Below are 21,290 nucleotides of genomic sequence, written 5' to 3'. Positions count from 1 at the left end.
CCTTATTGTCATATTATCAAATCAAAATGCATGTATCGAAATAAGTACAATACTTCAATAAAAAGTAGCGTACTCCAAATTTGCATAAATTGAGAGATAACATGATGCGCTTTACAAATATTGCAATTGCATTAGCACTTTCTGGGGCAGCTGTAGCAACAACCGCAAATGCAGCACGTGACACAATTCAAATTGCGGGTTCTTCTACAGTATTGCCATATGCAAGTATTGTGGCTGAAGAATTCGGTAATAACTTCCCTCAATTTAAAACACCAGTAGTTGGTTCAGGCGGTTCGTCGGGTGGTTTAAAACAATTTTGTAATGGTGTTGGCGACAATACGATCGATATTGCTAACTCATCTCGTGCAATTAAATCGAGCGAATTGGCTGAATGTAAGAAAAATGGCGTTAACCAAGTATTAGAAATTAAAATCGGTTACGACGGTATCGTATTTGCTTCAAATGCTAACAAAGCAGCTTATAAATTACGTCCACAACATGTATTTGCAGCTTTGGCAGCTGAATTGCCTTCAAACGGTAAAATGGTAAAAAACCCATATACGCGTTGGAATCAAATTGATAAATCATTACCAAATGAGCCAATCACGCTTGTAATCCCAGCTTCGAATCATGGTACACGTGAAGTCTTCCAGGAGAAAATGGTGGACGCTGGTTGTGAATCGTATGCTGCTATTAAAGCTTTAGATAAAGATGCCAAAAAGAAAGCTTGCACAACGTTCCGTAAAGATGGTCGTGTTGTGGAAATTGCGGGTGACTATACAGAAACACTTGCACGCTTAAAAACTTCTCCAAGTGCTGTTGGTGTGTTTGGTTTAGGTTTCTATGATCAAAACCGTGACCGTTTACGCGTTGCAACTGTGAACAATGTGGCACCGTCTGAAAACACGATTTTAAATGGTTCTTACCCTGTATCACGCCCATTATTCTTCTATGTAAAAGGTGAACACTTGAAATCAATCAAAGGTTTACCACAGTTTACTGAATATTTCTTAAACAAGCGTGTTTCAGGTAAAGGTTCTAAGTTAGAAAAAGCGGGCTTAATTTCACTCTCTGACAAAGAGCGCGCATCAATTTTGGCAAACTTTAAAGCAGGTAAAGCTGTTAAGTAATCAAACGACAAACTAATGGCAGGAATTATCCTGCCATTGGTTTTTTCATTGAAAAAAGTTTTTTCAAACCATGAAAATTGAAAAGACAGTGGAGAATACATGAATCTGCTACTTATAGGTGTGTTACTGGCGATCATCGCCATTGCCTATCAAATCGGATTACGCAAAAGCCGTAACTTAGCAGGTCAGGGAAATAACTCTGCCGCTTTGCATTCACGTCCTGGTTACTATGGGGCATTAGTTGCGTTGTGGTGTGGTATCCCTGCATTTTTAATTTTGATTGTTTGGAACTTGGTTGAGCCAACGATCTTGGAGCAGGTGGTGCTTAATCATTTGCCACAGGATATTAAAGCAAGTCTAGATCCAGCAAGCCTAAACGTAGTTGTTGACCGTGTTCAAGCGATTGCATCCGGATTTGGTGTCAGTGATACAGCAACGTCCTATGAAGTTGCAGCTGCAGAGCAACTGAGTAAATTTTCAACTATTGGCTCTTTTGCAAAATTAGCAGTTGTCATTTGCGCTGCATTGGCAGGTTTAGTATGGGCAAAAAAAAGAATTAGCCAAGATTTTAGAGCGCGTAATCAGGTCGAGAAAGTCATCAATGTTGGCTTAGCTTTATGTTCTGGTGTCGCAATTCTTACAACACTTGGAATTGTAATGTCGATGTTTGGAGAAGCGATGCGCTTCTTCAGCTTTGTTAATCCTTTTGATTTCTTCTTTGGAACAGAGTGGAACCCGGGTTTCAGTACTTCGGGAAGTGCAGAAGGAAGCTATGGTTTACTTCCATTGTTGTGGGGTACGCTCATGGTCAGTGGGATCGCACTATTGGTTGCTGTACCAGTAGGTTTAATGATCGCGATTTATTTGGCTGAATATGCTTCTCCTCGCTTCCGTTCTTGGGCAAAACCGACCATTGAAGTTTTAGCTGGTATTCCAACGATCGTTTATGGTGTATTTGCACTCATGATTATTGGCCCATTTATTAAAACTGTAGGGGCAATGGTTGGAATTGATATCAACGCAACGAGTGCGCTCACTGCAGGTTTTGTCATGGGAATCATGATCATTCCTTTTGTGTCTTCTTTATCTGATGACATTATTACTCAAGTGCCTCGAGCATTACGTGATGGATCTTTAGGATTAGGGGCGACCAAATCTGAAACGATTCGTAAAGTGGTCATTCCAGCAGCGTTGCCTGGCATTATTGGTGCATTTTTATTGGCTGCTTCCCGTGCAATTGGCGAAACTATGATCGTAGTTCTAGCAGCTGGTAACAGTCCTCTTTTACACGCAAATCCATTAGAAGCTGTTTCGACCGTAACGATTACGATTGTTAATCAATTAACAGGTGATACTGACTTTGCAAGTCCGCAAGCATTAGTCGCTTTCGCACTAGGACTTACATTGTTTGTGATTACTTTAGGTTTGAACATTGTTGCACTTTACATCGTGCGTAAATACCGTGAGCAATACGACTAATGAGTACTTCTAATCCTAATACTCTCGAGACAGTTGATTCAGCAATAGCTGAGCAGCTTAGAGAAAAGCGTAAGAAGACTATTCAGAATTCTTTAGCTAAACGTCATCGTAAAGAAAAGACGTTCCGTTTCTTCGGTTTTTCAGCAGTGATTGCTGGCTTATTCTTCGTAGTATTGCTATTCGGTAGTATTTTAGCGAAAGGCTTGCCTGCTTTTTGGCAAAGTAGCATGAATTTGCCAATCTATTTCGATCCAAAAATTATTGAAGTTGGTCCAAAACCTGTACTGGCTGAAGGTGAGAATCCAGCTCAGTATGAAGAACGCTTTATTGAGTGGCAGACTGAAGTTGGCATGGTGGATTGGGATGCATTGATCATCAATGCAATGATCAAACAAGATCCTCAACTTGAAGCACAACGTGATGATTTAAGCTATATCTATACGAGCTCTGAAGCATATCGTATCCGTGATATGGTGATGAATGATCCAAGCTTGGTTGGTAAAACAGTCGATGTAAAAGTCCTTGCTGATGCAAATATTGATGTGTGGCTTGCAGGTAATATTGATCGTTCTTTGCCAGATGAACAGCAACAACTTAGTCCTGAGATTCGTCAAATTGCTGATGAACTCAAGGCTAAAGGTGTCATCGAAAATTCATTTAACACGAATATTTTCACGAGTCCTGACTCTCGTAGTTCACCAGCGACATCTGGTTTAGCTGGTGCATTCATGGGCTCATTGTTTATGATGTTGATTGTAATCTTTATTTCGATTCCAATCGGCGTTGCATCTGCGATCTATCTTGAAGAGTTCGCACCAAAGAACTGGATTACAGATATTGTAGAAGTCAACATCAATAATTTGGCTGCTGTTCCATCGATTGTATTTGGTTTGCTTGGTGCTGCAATTTTTATTGGTTGGATGCATTTACCATTATCTGCCCCTTTGGTGGGTGGTCTTGTGTTAAGTTTAATGACATTGCCAACGGTGATTATTACGACACGGGCTTCTTTAAAAGCCGTTCCACCTTCGATTCGCCAAGCTGCATTAGGATTGGGTGCATCAAGACTGCAAACTGTTTTTCATCACGTTCTACCTTTGGCATTACCAGGTATTTTAACAGGTGCAATTATTGGTGTGGCTCAAGCATTGGGTGAGACTGCGCCGTTGTTGTTGATTGGTATGAGTGCTTTTGTAGCCAGTGTTCCAGCAAGTCCATTTGATCAATCTACAGCGCTGCCTGTACAGATTTTCTTGTGGCAGGGTAATGAACTTCGTAACTTCTTTGAAGGTCGTACTGCTGCAGCCATTATTGTTCTCCTTGCGATGATGATTAGCTTAAATAGTTTAGCGATCTGGTTACGTAAGAAATTTGAAGTCCGTTGGTAGTCGGAGCAAAATATGAATACAGTAACTTCGCAAGTAACTCAAAATTCCTTAAAAAAGGATCAATCAGTGAATTCAGATCAAACACAATTTACATCTCAAGATGCAAATCAAAAAACGTCAACTTCGTTTGTTTCACAATTTGACACGCAAAGCGAAAATAAAAAAGAAGCAAAATCGGATGTTGTAAAACTGAGTACAACTGATGTTCATGTTTATTATGGTGAATCTGAAGCGATTAAAGGCATTGATCTTAATATTTACCAAAATGAAGTGATTGCTTTTATTGGTCCATCTGGATGTGGTAAGTCAACATTCCTACGTACTTTAAATCGTATGAACGACACGATAGATAGTTGTCGGGTAACGGGTAAAGTCATGTTGGATAATCAAGACATTTATGATCCTAATCTCGACGTAGTACTACTTCGTGCGCAAGTGGGTATGGTGTTCCAAAAGCCAAACCCATTCCCAAAATCAATTTTTGAAAACGTTGCATACGGACCTAAACTCCATGGTTTAGCACGTGACAAATATGATTTAGAAGAGATCGTTGAAAATAGTTTACGTAAAGCGGGCTTGTGGGATGAAGTTAAGGATCGTTTGAATCAGCCTGGAACTGGTTTATCAGGCGGTCAACAGCAACGTTTATGTATTGCTCGAACTATTGCAGTTTCGCCAGAAGTGATTTTAATGGACGAACCTTGTTCAGCACTTGACCCAATTGCTACGGCTAAAGTTGAAGAGTTAATCGCTGAGCTTTCAACACAATATACTATTGCAATCGTTACGCACTCAATGCAACAAGCTGCACGTGTATCAGACCGTACTGCCTATTTCCATTTAGGTGATTTGATTGAAGTGAATTCGACAGAAAAAGTATTTACTCAACCTGATCATCAATTGACTGAGGCATATATTACGGGTCGATTTGGTTAATTAAAAATTTAGAAACATAAATAAAAAGAGTCTTCGGGCTCTTTTTTTATTACAAAAATCTGTGGATGGAATAAGGTTTTTCTCTAAAATGGAATTCTTAATAAACTGATATCCACATGACAATGAAAAAAATACTTTGTTTAACAGCATTAATGACCAGTATTTTTATGTTGAGTGCTTGCTCACATACACCAAATCAAAATCAACAAGTAACCATGCAAATCAATACTTCGAATTTGATCGAACAACGTCTCATGAGTCATCTTAGTGCCTTAGAAGATATTGCAGCAGCTCATGGCGGTAATCGCGCAGTTGGAACGGATGGTGGTAAGGCAACTGCAACCTATATTATTGAAGAGGCAAAAAAAGCTGGTTTGCACGCTCAGATGTTGCCGTTTGAAAATCGCAATAAGATTGTAGGTCAGAATATTATTATCGAAATCAAAGGTAAAAATCCTGATTTAGCTACGATAATCGGTGCACATTATGATTCTGTGACCACAGGGCCTGGGATCAATGATAATGGTACAGGTGTAGCCGTTCTATTAGAGCTATTACAACATTATTCAAAATCTGAAAATCATCCTCAAAATACAATTTACCTTGCATTTTGGGATTCTGAAGAAGATGGTATCGGAGGTTCGCAAGATTTTGTTGCTAAAATGACACCTGAACAGCTGAAGGGAATAAAGGCTTATATCAATGTTGATATGGTCGGTACAAAAAATCCGAATATTTTGGTTGCTGATGTAGATAAATCTTCATTAAAAGATTTAGAAGCCCAGTTTAAGTCTGCTGGATTATCTGAATCTGACTATAAACCAATGATTGATGGCTTAAAGTCTTTACCTAGTCATCCAGAAGATACTGCGCTTGAAGAACATTTAAAATCATTCTTTAAAGCAAAGAACTTAACGATCAAAGAAGACATCACCACTTTAACAGCAAGCGACACATCACCATTTCTAGGAAAAGTGCCGGTCACATCGATCATTTTATTTAATGAACAAGAACGTCCAGGTGCAAACGAGGGGGAGATAATTTTAGATTTTGCGCCATGTTATCACCAAGCTTGTGATACCAAGGATTTAGTTGATCCAAAATCTATGGTTATGGCTCTAGAGGCGATTCAACATCTGTTAAAAGTCACCAACACTCAATAGTTGAGATGACTGAAGAATTATTTAGGCGTATCTCATTTGAATTGCATCATAGGGTGCAATTCAATTTTTTTTTTACTGAATAAAAAAGATTTATTCGTAAACTCGATCGAAAATATGTCTTAAAGCAGTTTTGCTATCTAGCTGAATTTTGCAATACACAGTAGAATATGCGCTCTCTTCAAGTCACATTGTGGCATGGTTCAAAAGACCATCCCGTGGAGCCAAAATCAGCATGTTTATCGTGGCCGGTGCACCAGCACACTCTTCTTTTAAGCAAACGCAACTATTAACTCGTTTACAGTCAATTAGTTCGGTTCAATCAATAGAAAGTCAATGGGTTTATTTATTCGACCAAGCGCTCAACGAGCAACAACAGCAATCAGCTTTACAGCTTCTAAATGATGGTGCGTCATTTGAATTACGCCAAGCAGCCACAGATGAGATTCAAATCTTAGTCACTCCACGCGTAGGCACAATTTCGCCGTGGTCTTCAAAAGCGACCGATATTTTCGCGAACTGCAACACACCGGTTCATCGTCTTGAACGCGGTGTTTTGTTTACTTTGAAGGGTGTAAAAGACGTTTCAAATGAAATTAAGCAAATTCTGCATGACCGAATGACAGAAAGTGTTTTCAATCAAATTGAAGATGCTGCTGCTTTATTCACTGAAACTGAGCCAAAACCGCTGAACTCGATTGATATTTTAGGTCAAGGTAAAGAAGCGCTCGTAAAAGCAAACTCTGAATTTGGTTTTGCTTTATCGGATGAAGAAATTGATTACTTAACTGATGCATTTATCAAGTTAGGTCGCAATCCGCATGACATTGAACTCATGATGTTTGCACAAGCGAACTCTGAGCATTGTCGTCATAAAATCTTTGGTTCAGAATGGACAATTGATGGAGAAGTCCAACCATTGTCATTGTTCCAAATGATTAAAAATACCTATAAAGAATCACCTACAGATGTATTGTCAGCATATAAAGACAATGCTTCAGTGATTGTTGGTTTTGATACGCAACGTTTTTATCCAAAAAAAGATGAAAATGGTCATTATGTTTATAAATACAAGAGCCAAGCTGCCCACATCTTAATGAAAGTGGAAACCCACAACCATCCTACAGCGATTGCACCATTTGCAGGTGCGGCAACAGGTTCGGGCGGTGAAATCCGTGATGAAGGTGCAACAGGTCGTGGTGGTAAGCCAAAAGCAGGCTTAACAGGTTTCACTACATCTAACTTGAATATTCCAGGCTTTGAACAGCCATGGGAAGAAAACTACGGTAAACCATCTCGTATGGCATCTCCACTTCAAATTATGATTGAAGGTCCATTGGGTGGTGCTGCATTTAACAACGAATTTGGTCGTCCTGCGTTAAATGGTTACTTCCGTACATTTGAGCAAAATGTAAATGGTGATGTAAAAGGTTTCCATAAGCCAATTATGATTGCTGGTGGTTACGGTAACATCCGTCCTGACCACGTTGAAAAAGATGCGATCCAACCGGGCGATTTATTGATCGTGCTTGGTGGTCCTGCAATGCTCATCGGTCTTGGTGGTGGCGCTGCTTCTTCTGTAGATAGCGGTACAATGGGCGAAAGCTTAGACTTTGCTTCTGTACAACGTGAAAACCCAGAAATGGAACGCCGTTGCCAAGAAGTCATTGATACTTGCTGGCGTATGGAAGACCACAACCCAATCGTGTCTGTACATGACGTAGGTGCTGGTGGTATTTCAAATGCGATGCCTGAACTGGTAAATGACCACGAATTAGGTGCAAAACTTGATCTTCGTAAAGTACCATCATTGGAGCCAGGTATGGCGCCAATGGAAATTTGGTCAAATGAAGCGCAAGAGCGTTATGTATTGGCGATCCGTCCATCTTCATTAGAATTATTTGAATCTATCTGTGCGCGTGAACGTTGTCCGTTTGCCGTATTAGGTGAAGCGACTGAAGCGCGTCATTTAACGGTTGAAGATCCATTGTTTGGTAACAACCCAGTTGATGTACCAATGCAAGTGATCTTAGGTGGTACGCCACGTATGAGCCGCGCGTATGACTGTATCGAACGTCACGGTGATGACTTTGATGCTGCACAAGTGACTGATCTTAAAGATGCGATTTACCGTGTGATTAAGAACCCAACAGTTGCGTCTAAATCATTCTTAATTACCATTGGTGACCGTTCAATTACAGGTATGGTTGCACGTGACCAAATGGTTGGTCCATGGCAAGTGCCTGTAGCGGATGCTGCGGTAACAACAACAAGTTTAGTGGGCTACACAGGCGAAGCAATGGCAATGGGTGAACGTCCACCTGTAGCATTGTTAAATCCTGCGGCATCTGCACGTTTAGCAGTGGCTGAGTCAATCACCAACATCATGTCTGCAAAAATCGAGAAAATCAGCGACATTAAATTGTCTGCGAATTGGATGGCTGCAGCAGGTCAAGTAGGCGAAGACCAAGCATTATTTGAAGGTGTAAAAGCCATCGGTATGGAAATGTGTCCTGCGCTTGGCATCGCAATTCCTGTAGGTAAAGATTCTTTATCGATGCGTACGACTTGGAATGACGAAGGTGAAGATAAGTCTGTAACTTCTCCAATGTCAGGTGTGATCACAGCATTTGCACCAGTGACTGATGTGCGTAAGACATTAACACCAGAATTGAAAAACTTAGATTCAGTACTTGTACGTATTGATTTGTCTAAAGGTCAATTCCGTCTAGGTGGTTCGATCCTTGCGCAAGTGTATAAAGCAATTGGTTCTGTGACACCAGATGTAGATAGCTTCGATGACTTCAAAGCATTCTTTGCATTGGTACAAGATTGGAACAACCGTGGCTTAATTAAGGCGTATCATGACATCGGTGATGGTGGTTTAATCGCAACTGTTGCAGAGATGATGTTCGCTTCACGCTTAGGTGTGGCTTTAGAAGATCAGTCTGTAGCAAGCTTATTTGCTGAAGAAATTGGTGCGGTATTACAAATTGCTAAAGCTGATTGGGATGCACTACAAGCTGAAGTCGCAGCATCAAGCTTAAAAGATGCGATCAGTGTCGTTGGTACAGTGAATACTACTGATACGCTAACGATCAATGGTTTAACGCTAGATCGTGTTGAACTGCAACAAGCGTGGACTGAAGTGTCACATCAGATTCAACGTTTACGTGACAACGTGGAAACTGCAGATCAAGAATATAGTCTAATTGCGAATAAAGATCATAAAGGTCTTATTGCAAAAGCGACATTCGATTTGAATGAAGAAATTGAAGCACCGTATATCAATACACGTCGTCCAAATATGGCAATCTTGCGTGAGCAGGGTGTAAATGGTCATGTGGAGATGGCAGCTGCATTCGACAAAGTTGGTTTCAATACGATTGATGTCCATATGAGTGACCTACTCGCTGGTCGTGTAAGCCTTGATGAATTTGAAGGTTTAGTGGCATGTGGTGGTTTCTCTTACGGTGACGTTTTAGGCGCTGGTGGTGGTTGGGCGAAGTCAGTATTGTTCAATCCTAAACTTCGTGATCAATTTGAGAAATTCTTTAACCGTCAAGAAACATTCTCACTCGGTATCTGTAACGGTTGCCAAATGTTGTCTCAATTGGCTCCACTCATTCCAGGTGCTGAAAACTGGCCACGTTTCCATCGTAACGTATCAGAAATGTTTGAAGCGCGAGCTGTAAACGTTCGTGTTGAAAAATCTAAATCTGTACTGTTAGAAGGTATGGAAGGTTCGATTTTACCAATTGCTGTGGCGCATGGTGAAGGTCGCGTTGTTGCAGCGGACAGCTGTATTGCTGCATTGAATGCGGGTAATCAAGTGACTTTACGTTATGTCGATAGCCAAGGTAATCCAACTCAACATTACCCATTGAACCCGAATGGTTCACCTGAAGCAATTACAGGTGTTACATCTACTGATGGTCGTGCAACGATTATGATGCCTCATCCAGAGCGTAACTTCCGTGCGATTCAGCACTCTTGGAAACCTGAAGATTGGGATCAAGATGGTGCATGGTTACGTATGTTCCGTAATGCTCGTAAGTTTATTGGTTGATTAAATCAATAGATTGAAAAAGCCACCATAAGGTGGCTTTTTCATAAGTAAATTATTGTTTTGAAGATGTAGAATTGAGTTGAAAACAAATAAAGAGTTCTCAAATGCCTAGTTTAATTGAAAAGTATTACACTTGCGTGAATTGCTAATAGCTAGGGCTACAGATAGTTAGGAAAAAGGTGCCTCAGAGGCATTTAAAGAGCTTAGAAAAGAATTGATGATAAAAAAACATTTTATGGCTATATTCCATTTATTGTTAAAGATACAAATACCTTAGATGAGTTTGAAGCGAGAATTAAATGGGATTTTAAATCTTATGTTGAACGTGAGAATTATATTTATTCAGAATTTAAAGAGTTATTGAGTGTTTTAGAAAGACGAAATACTTCTCCCTAAGATCAAGTAGTGGAGTTGAGAATTAAGTTCTGATTATATTCATCAAATATGGCAGAAATCACTAGAGCGGAGAGTAACTGATCCTGATATTAATCAACTGTATAGATTAGTCAGTAAAAAATTAAATTTAGCGCCTTCTCAACACACAGAACAAACTTTTAAACAGATTCTTGAAAGATGTAGTACAGTGATTGAAGGCTTAGGATCATTGAGAAACTAAGTAGGGGATGCACATGGTTAGGGCAAAAAGAATTTTAAGCCTGCATCGCGTCATGCTGAATTGGCAGTCAATTTAGCTGGAACAATGTCAGTTTTTTTATTTTCAACGTGGAGCTTAAAAGAAAATAATGAATAATTTTATTAATAAAAAGCATTGTTAAATAGTATCTTAAATTTACCTTATGGAAAAATAAATGTAGATTCGCTAACATGAGCTTATTCAGCCACCATTTTGGTGGTTTTTTGTTTTTATAGACTTGGTTTCAAAATCTTTCTCCCACTGGACTTGGTTTGGTTTTTGCTTTTATATAGAGGTTAGGACAAGTGTGTTTATTGGACATATAGCTAACCATAATAAGTAAGAATTTAATGCGGTTCGTTTTTAACTCAGGTATGAGGTGACGATATGACCAAAACAATGATGATACTGAACAAACACGAGTTGAGGCAAAAAGGCTGGAAGCTATTCGCTTTTGTGGCCAGTCTTCAAATCCTATTTTTAATTGCAGGTTATTTCTTAACAGCGTAAAAAAAGCCACCTTACGGTGGCTTTCTTTAAATTCGAATTTAAAGCTCAGTTCATGAATCTTTAAGTTGATGCTGATCGAATAAATGATTACAAGCTACGACATTGTCCTTCTTTGTCCCCCTTAACGCGGTTTTGTCCGCCTTTTGGAGTTTGGCTATTTGACTCACATTTTAAATTACCATCGACCTGATTTGCAGTAACCTGAATGCTTGAACGATTTTCTTTAAGTTCAATATTGCCATCTACACGGTTATTGTGCAGTTGGATCGTTTTGCCTTTTTCAAGTTGAATATTGCCGTCAATGCTATTGTTTTTAGCCGTCACTTGACCGAAATTTCCTTTAGATTCGAGGTTACCGTCAATTGTGCTATTTAAAATAGTTACTTGCGCATTTGAATAGAGCATTACATTGCCTTTGACTGTAACTTGATCAAGCGTACATGGTTGTGTCACTTTTACATTGTCATCAATGGTTTTATTCTTAATTACACCGTTACAATTAAAGTCAGCGAGCGCTGGAACAGATAAACCTAAAAGTAGGGATGATAAAATTAACTTATTCATTTAAACTCCTTTCATTATAATATGTTCATAATTGAACCATGTCATGATATGAAAGAAATGTGACAATCCTTTGAATACTCAGCTAATTTTTTTGCTTTAATGATAATTTGTATAAATAAAACTTAATAATGACTATTTTGTTCAATAACGGAATATATCCAAACAGTCACTCACAAGTAGTGAGGCAGATTTTTATCAAAAGCCCTCTATAAGTTAATTCTACTATTTCAATAAACAATTAAATAAAGCATTTTGTAGAGTAAAATATTTTTTAAATTGTTGAATTATATGAAAAATATATTTGGAGCTTAAAAATACCTGTAAAATTAAACTGAGTAACTATTATTTAACTTTAAAACTCAATCAAGTCATCAGATTGTTCGTGGTTATAATGTTTTATAAATTTTAGATTTTAGAATAGTCACTATGAAAAAAATATTGATCTTAACAGGCTTGGCACTTATGTGCAGTCATGCTTATCCAACAAATATTACAGATGATAAACTGATGAATTTAAATTCTTTAAACTGTCAAGCGTCAGCGCAAATCTTTCAAATTTCAAATGATCTTAATGAACAAAAAAGCGTGGAATTAAGGTAAATCAGACAAACCACGAATTAAAATTAGCCCATAATATTTATAAGGGTGTTTATGCTTATCAAAATTATAAAACCAAACATATGGTTCGAGATGATTTTGCTGTGAACTTTAAAAAGTATGGTGTGCGAGTCATCAAAATTGCATTTCAAGCAATTAAAACTTCAGAGAGTGAATCAGGCGCTTATTATTTTATTTTTGAAGGTCACCCATCGACTGTACTGTATCAACTTAAAAAATACTTTGGTGAAAAGTGGGAGAGTGAGCCGAGTTTTGATGAAACATCTCAAAGGAATACCAAGCTAAGCTGCGTTTATATCGGATATAAAGATTCAAATAAACGTATCCAACAAATTTTGACTACCATCATAAAGTCCTTTCTTCACTGATGCTGACATTCGTATGAAATTTCATCCAAGTTAGCAAGCCACCGTTTGGTGGCTTTTATTAGTTAAATGATCAATTGAATCTGTTTCAGAACTGCTCTCAAAGTATTTTCAAAATCAAAAGATTCATTGGTACTGTCTTGATAACGCCAAGCAACATAGCCATCTGGACGTACTAAAACAGCACCAGATTCATGAATTTCAGACTTCGCATTCCATGTACCATAGACATCACGATAATCTCTTGAACCGATTTGAATGACATCTAAATACTCAAGATTAAGCTGTTCAGCAGCTTGTTTCCAGCCTTTGCCTGAGAGGCCTGTGAGTAAGGTAAAACGACCTTTGCCCGTAATATCTAGAGTTGAAACTTTTTGACCTTTAGCATTGATGAGCCAAGTATGCGGTACTTTTGCTCCAGGGCGTGTAGTGGCTTGTAGGTAAAGTTGATCGTCTTGTTTAAATACTTCAGGTTCTGATTCAGAGATGACAGCATTTGAGCTATAACGCTGATTCAGTTCAACACCTTGAGCATTAAATTCAAAATTTTTAATTGCTAATGCATTGTAGAGTTTTGTACGTATTTCAGCGCCTTGTTCATTTTCAGCAAAAATACGCTCCAGCATTTGCTTTTGGGTTGTTACACCTTGATCAAAACCAAAAACTTCTTTGAGGTGTTTATAATCAAATCGTGATTGGTTTGCTCGCGCAACAATTTGCTTACCTACAGGCGCACGTTCAACGGTATAAGAATCGAGAAGCGTAGGTTGAGACCAACCTTTAACTGCATATGCAAGTTTCCAACCGAGATTAAAGGCATCTTGCATGCAGGTGTTTGAGCCTAGACCACTTGATGGTGGGTGACGATGCACTGCATCACCACCACAGAATACACGACCTTTCGAATATTCAGTTGCCCATGTTTGGTTCACGTACCAATAAGACAATTTTTGAATTTCAACACCTTCAACATGCTCACCAACGAAAGCATCTAAACGTGCACGAACTTGCTCTGCAGTCACTTGAGGCTCGCCCTTAGAAATATCGAAGCCCCAACCCATAATCCACTCATTCCATGGGGTGATGGCACGCAATAGCCCCATACCTAAATCACCAAAACTTGCTTCAGGATTGACTATCCATTGCAAAATCGCAGGGCGGTGCTGAACATATTTAGATAAGTCCGCCTTAAAGGTCACATACACTGTACCAGCTCGCGCCATCACGCCTTCAAGTGGTAATCCCAATTGTTCGACAACTTTTGAACGTGCACCGTCCATTCCCACCAAGTATTTTGCACGTAAACTAAATTCGGTATTGGTAATATGATTGAGGAATGTTGCAGTCACGCCGTGTTCATCTTGTACGTGAGATAAATATTCAGTATTGAAGTTAAAAATAGCGCCACGCTCTGCCGCATTTTTAACGAGCAGCGCTTCCATTTTAGGTTGGATAAGATCCACTAAAGGGCATGGACTTCCTTTGATATAATCGCCATGACGCTCATCACCTGTGCCCCAAGCACTGATACGGGCAATTTCTTCGCCGACTAAACTGGTTGTGATCAGGCTTTCACCCATGTGTTCCCAAGGTGTTGCGATTTCCTTCACCTGTTCTTCGATACCTAAATCACGGAGGACTTCCATGGCACGTTGATTAGTAATATGTGCACGAGGACTGTTGGCTAACCAATTAAACTGGGTAAACAATTGAACTTTGACGCCATAATTGGCAAGGGCAAGCCCCAGAGTTGAACCAGCAGGACCAGTACCAATGACAAGAACATCAGTGTCAAAATGTTGAGACATGCTTTTTCCTAAATGAATTGAATACATGGGGAGAGTTTTTGAATTGAGTCAGTCTAGAAAAAAAGTGCAGTGATCTATAGTCGTATTCATATAAACTATCGATCTATATAAAATTCAAAGTAATGAACGTGCACTTATGCACGATGGGCTGATTGAGATATGGAATTACGACATTTACGGTATTTTATGACTGTTGCTCAAGAGCAAAGCTTTACTAAAGCTGCCGAAAAGCTCTATACCGCACAACCATCACTCAGTCAGCAAATTAAAGATCTTGAACAGGAAGTCGGTGTTACTTTATTTGATCGGACCACTCGTAAAGTCAAACTGACTGATGAGGGGGAAGCATTTTTAAAATACGCAGCTTTGACGCTGGACAATGCCAAGCAAGCTGTAGCTGCAGCTAGACAGGTCGCTCAGCAAAAGAATAATCAGATTCACATTGGATTTTTGAATGTGGCTGAACTGAAACTGATGCCTAGCATTCTGGCGCAGTTAAGAAAGAATATTCCTAATCTTAAAATTCATTTACACAGTTTGACTTGTACTGAGCAAATACAAAAACTTAGAAATGCTGAACTTGATATATGTTTTACTCGATACAAAATGGATCATTCAGATTATGAAGATATCCATATTTTGACAGAACAAATTTATTTGGTGGCTGCAGACAATCTTCATCCTTCAGAACGGACATTGAAACTACAAGAATTAAAAAATTCATCAGTCATTATGTGTGAACAAAATGCTTCACCAATATTCTATGACAAATTAAATGTTCTAGTTCCCTTCGAAAAGATGGATGATCAAATGCTGTGGGTGACTAATGTATTACAGCATATCAATCTGATTAATTTGGGAATGGGCTTTAGTTTTGCTCCCGAATACCTCCTGAAGTTTTTAAATCATAATATCAAAATTGTGAAAACAGATGAGCAATTACCACAGCTTGGTCTATATGCGAATTATCATCGTCATTCAAACAATATTGCATTGAAAATGATTACTGAAGCCCTTATGCAAATGACAACAGAGCGGAAAAGAGTGGAAGAGGTTATTCATGCTTAAACTGATCTATTTTGTACCAGAATCACATCTAGAGTTGACGAAACAGGCAGTATTTGAAGCAGGTGCAGGCGGGATCGGTGATTATGAGCAATGCGCTTGGCAGGTCAAGGGCTTAGGTCAATTTAAACCTGTCAATGGGGCTCAACCATTTATAGGTCAAGTCGGAGAGCTTGAACAAGTTGAAGAGTGGCGTGTAGAAACTATTGTGCCTGAAGATAAAGCCATAGAAGTGGCACGTGCATTAAAAGCCAGTCATCCTTATGAAGAACCGGCTTTCGAGTTTCTTCAATTGATTGATGTTGAATAGCCTGAGCTAAACAGGCACAGATTGTTTTTGTTGAATCCGCTTACGATATTGAGAAGGGGATTCTCCTGTCCATTCCTTAAATGCTCGTGAAAAGGCAGAGATCTCTGAAAAGCCAGTTAAAAAGACCACTTCATCACTACTGATCTCGGTATTTAAGACCAAGTCACGTGCCAATTTTTTTCTAAAATCATGTAATAGTTTTTCGTAGGTCGTGCCTAAAGCTTTAAGTTGTTGGCGTATCTGACGGACTGAACAGTTTAATTGTTGGGCTATATCTTCAATACGATATTCACGGCGCTGTAGTTGTTGAGGCAGCAGAATTTGTATCTTAAAGATCAGTTCGTGACATTCAACCCATGATAGCTTCTGAATAATTGCTTGACGGTGTAAGTCAAATAATAAAGGTTCAGCATTATCTGAAGGATGGTCAAGTAAAGCGGTTGAAAATTGAATACAGCCTTGTGGCATATTGAACTTTACAGGGCTTTTCCAGGCGTGTTCAAAAGGTGATGAATCTGGTTGATGATGGGTGAGCCAAATGGCTGTGGGCTTAAATTTGCCTTTGCTAACATGATGCAAAAATGACAACACGATCGATATCACACAATGCAGATAATGAGGTGACTCATGCTCAAAGCCAAACAGATAAGCATCTTCGCCTTTGACATGTAATCCTATGTCTAAAGCTGAACTAAAATAGCGATAATGTTCTAATAAGAAAGAAAGCGCTTCACCAAATTTAGCGCTACTCATAAATACATATTCAAAAATTTGACCACGAAAAGGGGGAAGTTGTTGCCCTACGTGTAATCCAATAAGTGGATCATGACTGATACGTGCGGCATCTTGCCAAAACTGAAATTGTAGACGGTTGTCATAACGCATTTCAGGGTGGGGTTTGTGACGTGATACACCTTGAGAATCGACATTACCATAAATCTGATCGGCATTATGACCCATTTTATGTAGGGTTTCATAAACCAACCAAGGGAATAAACCCGCATCGTTGCGTAGTATCGCTGTCATTATTCTGAACCTAGCATTGAGCAAGACAGTTTAATTTAAGTGAATCAAATGCTCAGCTCTAGGTCAGAAAATGCCCCGAAAATGTGAGATCAGGACATCATGTCTAATATGCTAAAAAATTAAATTAATTGATTGGGTCGATATACTCAATATAACCTCTACCATCAATTGCTTTGCCTTTAAACTGACCTTTATATTCATAACTACCCGCATAGCCACCCGTCATGCCAAATTGGTAGTCATTATTTGAGATCGCATCAATCTGAATTAAACATTGCCCTGAATGGTCATTTACTTGCCAAGAAAGGCGTTTAGGTAATCGCATTCGAATACCATTGGGTGATGTTACGGGATCAAGGTATTCATTTACCACAGATTTCAAACCAGCTTCATAGATGCCACCATGGTCATTGACACCACGAACATAGACCCGACGTTGTAACACTAAACCAGCTCCATGCGTGTCAACAAATAGAACTTGTGTGTGCTCATCAATATTTAAAATTTGATAGGTAAAGAATTGAATTGGCAGAGGAATATTGGCTCCACGTGCATATTCATAGGTACATAGACCAGAGATCTCTGTGTTTTCACCACGAAACTCAATATGTCCTTTGTATTGGCATAAAATAGACCAATGATCGTATAAGCCACCACGAAGTTTGACAAAATGTGCGATTTTATCTGTCATGGTGAGTTCAAGCTCAAAATTAAAATCATGACCTTGACGTGATGCAATCACTTGCTTGCCATTCACATCAATAGTTAAGTCATTGGCAAATTCAAGATGTCGACCATGGCTAGAGAAATTACATTCTTGGGTAACAGAATACCCTTTGAACTGCTGATTATTGGCGACGGCTGTACCAACTAACAGGTTTGCAGTATCAAGTGGTGTTGTTTTCACGATATGAGGATTACTAAAGATTCGCACATTAGGCTGTCCAATAATCGCAATCATATTCAGAAAGTGAAAAGGTGCGACTAAGTTTGGCACCATAATTCCATAGTGTACGGTGGTGTATTTGGCTTGAGGGGTATGTGTTGGAATCTGTGGGTCTAGTGGCTGCCCATTAACTAGTGCTGATTGATCAATTGCGTTGACGATGCTTTTCGGAAGTGAAATTGGCATATCTGACAAACCTCATTGCTATTTTTATGTCTATAGCATGAAGTCTAGAAGATCACAGAGGAAAATTTTTGACAATCTATCATCGGTAGGGTGAAGTGATTTGTCAACACAAGACATCCTTAGTAAAAATATTTTGTGCTGACAGAGCTCATGGAGAGGATTAGATCACTTTAAAACAGTTATGAAAATTAGACTGTTTCAATAAAAAGTTGGCGATCAAAACGATACTGCGGGAAGAAGACACCATCTTTTGCACGTTCACCTGCGCCAATCACCATTACGACATGTTGTTGATCGTTCAGATTGAGAATATTACGAACCATAGGCTCATCGAAACCTTCCATCATGCAGCTATCAAATCCATAGGCACGCAAAGCAAGTACTAAGTTCTCACAGGCAAGAGCCGTTGTTTTAGTTGCCCAAAGTACAGCATCTGATGGTTGAAACGCTGTCACAGGAAGTTGTTTATCTAAACGACGTGCAACACCAAAAGCCACCTTTTTGAAATGACCTAAGGCATTGAAGTAACCCGTTTTATAATTCAGTGGAATATAGGTGTAATATTTTTTGACGAGTGGAGGAATCTCAGGAAATGGAAATTCTTGAATATTCAGCTTTGCCATTTCATTAATTCGATCTGTACGTGCGACACAGACAATCAATTCAGCCGCTGTGCGCGCAGCCCATTGATTTAGACACGCTTTTACAATCTTTTGTTTCTTTTCAGGATTTTGGACAACATAAAAAGTCCAAGGTTGTAAGTTAGATGAATTAGGGGCCAAGAGTGCTAAATCTAAACATTGATCGAGGATATCAGACGGTATAGGTTTTCCTGTAAACTTCCGAACAGATCGACGACTGGTCACGACCTTTTTGAAATTTTCAACATCAATGCCTTGTGGTGCAGGTTCGTAGTAGCGTTTTTTTTCAGTCGTCATGATCCATTCCTTAGATAGAGAGTATTCACCGAGTCGTGAGACTCGGATCTTTTAGCTTAATTAAATTGTGTGAAATCAGGTTTACGTTTTTGCATAAAAGCTTGTACAGCTTCCATCATTTCTGGAGAACCGACGCGCCCCATAAAGATTACTGCTTCATGATCAATCCAGGACACGATCTCATCAACATCATGTTTCATTAAGGCTTTAGATTGCACGAGAGAAGCAAGTGGTAGTGAAGCCAGTTGAGTGGCTTTTTGAGCGGCAATTGCATAAACGTCAGATTCAATACTGTTGATCAAGTTTGCAGCCAATGCTTTTTCACTGTCGAATTTATCAGCAGTTAATAAAAGTTCTGCTGCTTTCACATGACCTGCTTGACGTGCTAGTAATTTACTAGATGCGCCTTCAGGTGAAAGACCTAAGCTTACAAATGGAATTTGGAACAAAGCAGTGTTATCTGCATAAACTAAGTCACAATGCAATAAGATCGTTACGCCAATACCAATTGCGACACCACGTACCGCAGCAATCAGTGGTTTAGAAAATTTAGCAGCAGATTTTAAAAGCACAAAAGGAGGACCATCTTCTGGACGAATTTGATCTTTCATCGCCGCATATTTCATGAAGTCTTGCATATCATTACCAGCACTGAAATCCGCATCTTCGCCACGTAAAATGACCACACGAACAGCTTGATCTTTGTCTGCTTCATCAAGGGCTTTGGCGATCCAGAGGTATAATTCGCCGTATAATGCATTTTTGGCTTTAGGACGATTAATCGCCAAGGTCAGCACACCATCTTCTAATTTTGCATTTAAATGCTCATGAGGTTGTTGAATACAACTTAATGACATCGTACTATCCTTGCTTTCAATTAATATAGATTTTATGAAATCTATTATGTCGTAATCTGGCGAAGAGTGACATAACTGATCAGTTCATAAACGTGACTTGGCGATGAATTATAAATTTGATTATTTGGTTTATATCGGACGTTTTCAGCCTTTTCATTTGGCACATATGGAAACCATTAAAATTGCGCTAACGCATAGCCAGAATGTTATTTTAGCGCTTGGTTCTGCTCAATTAGAGAGGAATATAAAAAATCCATTTTTAGCCATTGAACGTGAACAGATGATTTTGTCTAACTTTTCTCCTGATCAACAGGCAAGAATCAAATTTGTACACGTCATTGATGTTTATAATGATAAAAAATGGCAAAAATTGGTCAAATCTTTAGTGGCGAGTGTAGTACAGCCAAATGATCAAGTTGGCTTAATCGGTCACTTTAAAGATGACTCATCCTATTATCTAAAATTTTTCCCAGAATGGGAGATGGTGGAACTCGATAGTTTAAAAGGTGCAATTTCTGCAACACCACTTCGCGAAGCATACTATCGGGGGGAAATTATGGAAAAAGAACTTCCCCACGGAACCATTCAATTTTTACAAGCGTTTCAAAATTCAGAAATTTACCAACAACTTAAAACTAAATACCAACGTCAAGACAGTACAAGTTTGAGTGCATCAATTGAATGATTGTGTTTAACACAAGAAAACCGAGGGAAATCGTGCGTACTATTACACAAATGAGTTTGGCCACAGTGCTATTGTCTGCTTCTGTTTTTGCTCAAGCGCAAACATGGACACTATCACCTAGCAGTAAGATCAGCTTTGATATCCGATCTGCAGGAATGTCGATTGTAAATGGGCAATTTCAAAAGTATCAATCACAGATGAATTTTGATCCGGCACAGCCTAATCAAGGTTCAGCTAAATTTGTGATGGATGTGAATAGCCTTAAACTGAGCAAAAACTCTTTAAAGGATATGGTCTTTGGTGACAGTTTCTTTCATGCAAGCAAATATAAAACTGTGACCTTTCAAAGTAATCAAATTCGTGCTTTAGGAAATAATAAATACAAATTTGATGGACAACTCACCATGCGTGGTGTGACACGCCCAGTTTCATTTGATACAACTTTAACTCCAAATGCATCGAATCCAAATGTGTTGAATGTACAATCTTCAACAGTCATCAACCGTAGTGATTTCGGTATGCGCAAAGCGATTGGTGGAATTGGTGAAAAAGTGAATATCAAGCTTGAAGGGCAGTGGAAAGCCAACTAAATCGATGAAAAGAAAGCAGTGAGTGA

At 39.0% G+C, this 21,290-nt stretch carries 19 protein-coding genes; 13 read left to right on the top strand and 6 right to left on the bottom strand.

Annotated elements, in window-relative coordinates; translation table 11 throughout:
* Positions 1-104 precede the first annotated feature (104 nt).
* The 8 genes from AC1M9E_RS09040 (at position 105) to AC1M9E_RS09005 (ending at position 11,306) form a co-directional block, all read left to right on the top strand.
* A complete protein-coding gene (locus AC1M9E_RS09040) occupies positions 105-1,130 on the top strand; it encodes a substrate-binding domain-containing protein (protein ID WP_179997953.1) in 1,026 nt (341 codons plus the stop codon).
* Positions 1,131-1,229: 99 nt separating this feature from the next.
* A complete protein-coding gene (pstC, locus tag AC1M9E_RS09035) occupies positions 1,230-2,609 on the top strand; it encodes a phosphate ABC transporter permease subunit PstC (RefSeq protein WP_092767091.1) in 1,380 nt (459 codons plus the stop codon).
* Positions 2,609-3,997: a phosphate ABC transporter permease PstA gene (gene pstA, locus AC1M9E_RS09030; protein WP_488224709.1), complete on the top strand. Its 1,389-nt coding sequence runs from the start codon at positions 2,609-2,611 to the stop codon at positions 3,995-3,997. Before pstC ends, pstA begins: the two co-directional genes overlap by 1 nt.
* A 12-nt stretch (positions 3,998-4,009) precedes the next feature.
* Positions 4,010-4,933 carry a phosphate ABC transporter ATP-binding protein PstB gene (pstB, locus tag AC1M9E_RS09025; protein WP_035267112.1) on the top strand — a complete coding sequence of 308 codons (924 nt, stop codon included), beginning with the start codon at positions 4,010-4,012 and terminating at the stop codon, positions 4,931-4,933.
* Positions 4,934-5,049: 116 nt separating this feature from the next.
* Entirely contained in the window at positions 5,050-6,096 is a 1,047-nt protein-coding gene (locus AC1M9E_RS09020) for a M20/M25/M40 family metallo-hydrolase (RefSeq protein WP_488224708.1), read from the top strand.
* Between the two features lie 232 nt (positions 6,097-6,328).
* Entirely contained in the window at positions 6,329-10,162 is a 3,834-nt protein-coding gene (gene purL / locus AC1M9E_RS09015; RefSeq protein ID WP_488224707.1) for a phosphoribosylformylglycinamidine synthase, read from the top strand.
* Positions 10,163-10,595: 433 nt separating this feature from the next.
* The gene (locus AC1M9E_RS09010) at positions 10,596-10,778 is read left to right on the top strand and encodes an abortive infection family protein (RefSeq protein WP_488225206.1); all 183 of its coding nucleotides are present in this window, start codon (positions 10,596-10,598) and stop codon (positions 10,776-10,778) included.
* 405 nt (positions 10,779-11,183) lie between these two features.
* Positions 11,184-11,306, top strand: a complete 123-nt coding sequence (locus tag AC1M9E_RS09005; RefSeq protein WP_257219859.1) for a KGW motif small protein — start codon at positions 11,184-11,186, stop codon at positions 11,304-11,306.
* A gap of 87 nt (positions 11,307-11,393) precedes the next feature.
* On the opposite strand, the gene AC1M9E_RS09000 is transcribed toward AC1M9E_RS09005, so the two are convergent.
* On the bottom strand, positions 11,394-11,870 hold the full coding sequence (locus AC1M9E_RS09000; RefSeq protein ID WP_481591396.1) for a hypothetical protein: 477 nt from the start codon (positions 11,868-11,870) through the stop codon (positions 11,394-11,396).
* Positions 11,871-12,571: 701 nt separating this feature from the next.
* Here AC1M9E_RS09000 and AC1M9E_RS08995 point away from each other — a divergent pair.
* A complete protein-coding gene (locus AC1M9E_RS08995; protein WP_481591397.1) occupies positions 12,572-12,856 on the top strand; it encodes a hypothetical protein in 285 nt (94 codons plus the stop codon).
* A 62-nt stretch (positions 12,857-12,918) separates the two neighbouring features.
* On the opposite strand, the gene AC1M9E_RS08990 is transcribed toward AC1M9E_RS08995, so the two are convergent.
* Entirely contained in the window at positions 12,919-14,661 is a 1,743-nt protein-coding gene (locus AC1M9E_RS08990; RefSeq protein ID WP_488224706.1) for an FAD-dependent monooxygenase, read from the bottom strand.
* 159 nt (positions 14,662-14,820) lie between these two features.
* Between AC1M9E_RS08990 and AC1M9E_RS08985 the strand changes: the two genes are divergently transcribed.
* Both AC1M9E_RS08985 and AC1M9E_RS08980 read left to right on the top strand, forming a co-directional pair.
* On the top strand, positions 14,821-15,729 hold the full coding sequence (locus tag AC1M9E_RS08985; protein ID WP_481587770.1) for a LysR family transcriptional regulator: 909 nt from the start codon (positions 14,821-14,823) through the stop codon (positions 15,727-15,729).
* Complete coding sequence (locus tag AC1M9E_RS08980; protein ID WP_481591400.1) at positions 15,722-16,036, top strand: NGG1p interacting factor NIF3; 315 nt, start codon at positions 15,722-15,724, stop codon at positions 16,034-16,036. Before AC1M9E_RS08985 ends, AC1M9E_RS08980 begins: the two co-directional genes overlap by 8 nt.
* A 6-nt stretch (positions 16,037-16,042) precedes the next feature.
* Here AC1M9E_RS08980 and AC1M9E_RS08975 read toward each other — a convergent pair whose 3' ends face one another.
* The 4 genes from AC1M9E_RS08975 to AC1M9E_RS08960 all read right to left on the bottom strand — a co-directional run bounded on the left by AC1M9E_RS08975 (position 16,043) and on the right by AC1M9E_RS08960 (position 19,989).
* Positions 16,043-17,062, bottom strand: coding sequence for a helix-turn-helix domain-containing protein (locus AC1M9E_RS08975; protein ID WP_481591401.1), 1,020 nt, complete (start codon positions 17,060-17,062; stop codon positions 16,043-16,045).
* Positions 17,063-17,186: 124 nt separating this feature from the next.
* Positions 17,187-18,194 (bottom strand): DUF6670 family protein, encoded by a 1,008-nt coding sequence (locus AC1M9E_RS08970; RefSeq protein ID WP_481608828.1) that lies wholly within the window; start codon positions 18,192-18,194, stop codon positions 17,187-17,189.
* A gap of 188 nt (positions 18,195-18,382) precedes the next feature.
* Positions 18,383-19,132 carry a nitroreductase family protein gene (locus tag AC1M9E_RS08965; RefSeq protein WP_481591403.1) on the bottom strand — a complete coding sequence of 250 codons (750 nt, stop codon included), beginning with the start codon at positions 19,130-19,132 and terminating at the stop codon, positions 18,383-18,385.
* A gap of 56 nt (positions 19,133-19,188) precedes the next feature.
* A complete protein-coding gene (locus AC1M9E_RS08960) occupies positions 19,189-19,989 on the bottom strand; it encodes an enoyl-CoA hydratase-related protein (RefSeq protein ID WP_488224705.1) in 801 nt (266 codons plus the stop codon).
* Between the two features lie 103 nt (positions 19,990-20,092).
* Between AC1M9E_RS08960 and AC1M9E_RS08955 the strand changes: the two genes are divergently transcribed.
* Entirely contained in the window at positions 20,093-20,674 is a 582-nt protein-coding gene (locus AC1M9E_RS08955) for a nicotinate-nicotinamide nucleotide adenylyltransferase (protein ID WP_488224704.1), read from the top strand.
* A gap of 32 nt (positions 20,675-20,706) precedes the next feature.
* Positions 20,707-21,264, top strand: coding sequence for a YceI family protein (locus AC1M9E_RS08950; RefSeq protein ID WP_228143107.1), 558 nt, complete (start codon positions 20,707-20,709; stop codon positions 21,262-21,264).
* Positions 21,265-21,290 lie beyond the last annotated feature (26 nt).

This window comes from Acinetobacter sp. 24-47-47 (genome assembly GCF_057737035.1).
This window is presented reverse-complemented; position numbering and strand designations above follow the sequence as displayed.

Excerpts from the sequence above, each read along its gene's own strand:
- AC1M9E_RS09040 (WP_179997953.1), top strand. The coding sequence starts at position 105 with ATGCGCTTTACAAATATTGCAATTGCATTAGCACTTTCTGGGGCAGCT.
- pstC (WP_092767091.1), top strand. The coding sequence starts at position 1,230 with ATGAATCTGCTACTTATAGGTGTGTTACTGGCGATCATCGCCATTGCC.
- pstA (WP_488224709.1), top strand. The coding sequence starts at position 2,609 with ATGAGTACTTCTAATCCTAATACTCTCGAGACAGTTGATTCAGCAATA.
- pstB (WP_035267112.1), top strand. The coding sequence starts at position 4,010 with ATGAATACAGTAACTTCGCAAGTAACTCAAAATTCCTTAAAAAAGGAT.
- AC1M9E_RS09020 (WP_488224708.1), top strand. The coding sequence starts at position 5,050 with ATGACAATGAAAAAAATACTTTGTTTAACAGCATTAATGACCAGTATT.
- purL (WP_488224707.1), top strand. The coding sequence starts at position 6,329 with ATGTTTATCGTGGCCGGTGCACCAGCACACTCTTCTTTTAAGCAAACG.
- AC1M9E_RS09005 (WP_257219859.1), top strand. The coding sequence starts at position 11,184 with ATGACCAAAACAATGATGATACTGAACAAACACGAGTTGAGGCAAAAA.
- AC1M9E_RS09000 (WP_481591396.1), bottom strand. The coding sequence starts at position 11,870 with ATGAATAAGTTAATTTTATCATCCCTACTTTTAGGTTTATCTGTTCCA.
- AC1M9E_RS08990 (WP_488224706.1), bottom strand. The coding sequence starts at position 14,661 with ATGTCTCAACATTTTGACACTGATGTTCTTGTCATTGGTACTGGTCCT.
- AC1M9E_RS08985 (WP_481587770.1), top strand. The coding sequence starts at position 14,821 with ATGGAATTACGACATTTACGGTATTTTATGACTGTTGCTCAAGAGCAA.
- AC1M9E_RS08980 (WP_481591400.1), top strand. The coding sequence starts at position 15,722 with ATGCTTAAACTGATCTATTTTGTACCAGAATCACATCTAGAGTTGACG.
- AC1M9E_RS08975 (WP_481591401.1), bottom strand. The coding sequence starts at position 17,062 with ATGACAGCGATACTACGCAACGATGCGGGTTTATTCCCTTGGTTGGTT.
- AC1M9E_RS08970 (WP_481608828.1), bottom strand. The coding sequence starts at position 18,194 with ATGCCAATTTCACTTCCGAAAAGCATCGTCAACGCAATTGATCAATCA.
- AC1M9E_RS08965 (WP_481591403.1), bottom strand. The coding sequence starts at position 19,132 with ATGACGACTGAAAAAAAACGCTACTACGAACCTGCACCACAAGGCATT.
- AC1M9E_RS08960 (WP_488224705.1), bottom strand. The coding sequence starts at position 19,989 with ATGTCATTAAGTTGTATTCAACAACCTCATGAGCATTTAAATGCAAAA.
- AC1M9E_RS08955 (WP_488224704.1), top strand. The coding sequence starts at position 20,093 with ATGAATTATAAATTTGATTATTTGGTTTATATCGGACGTTTTCAGCCT.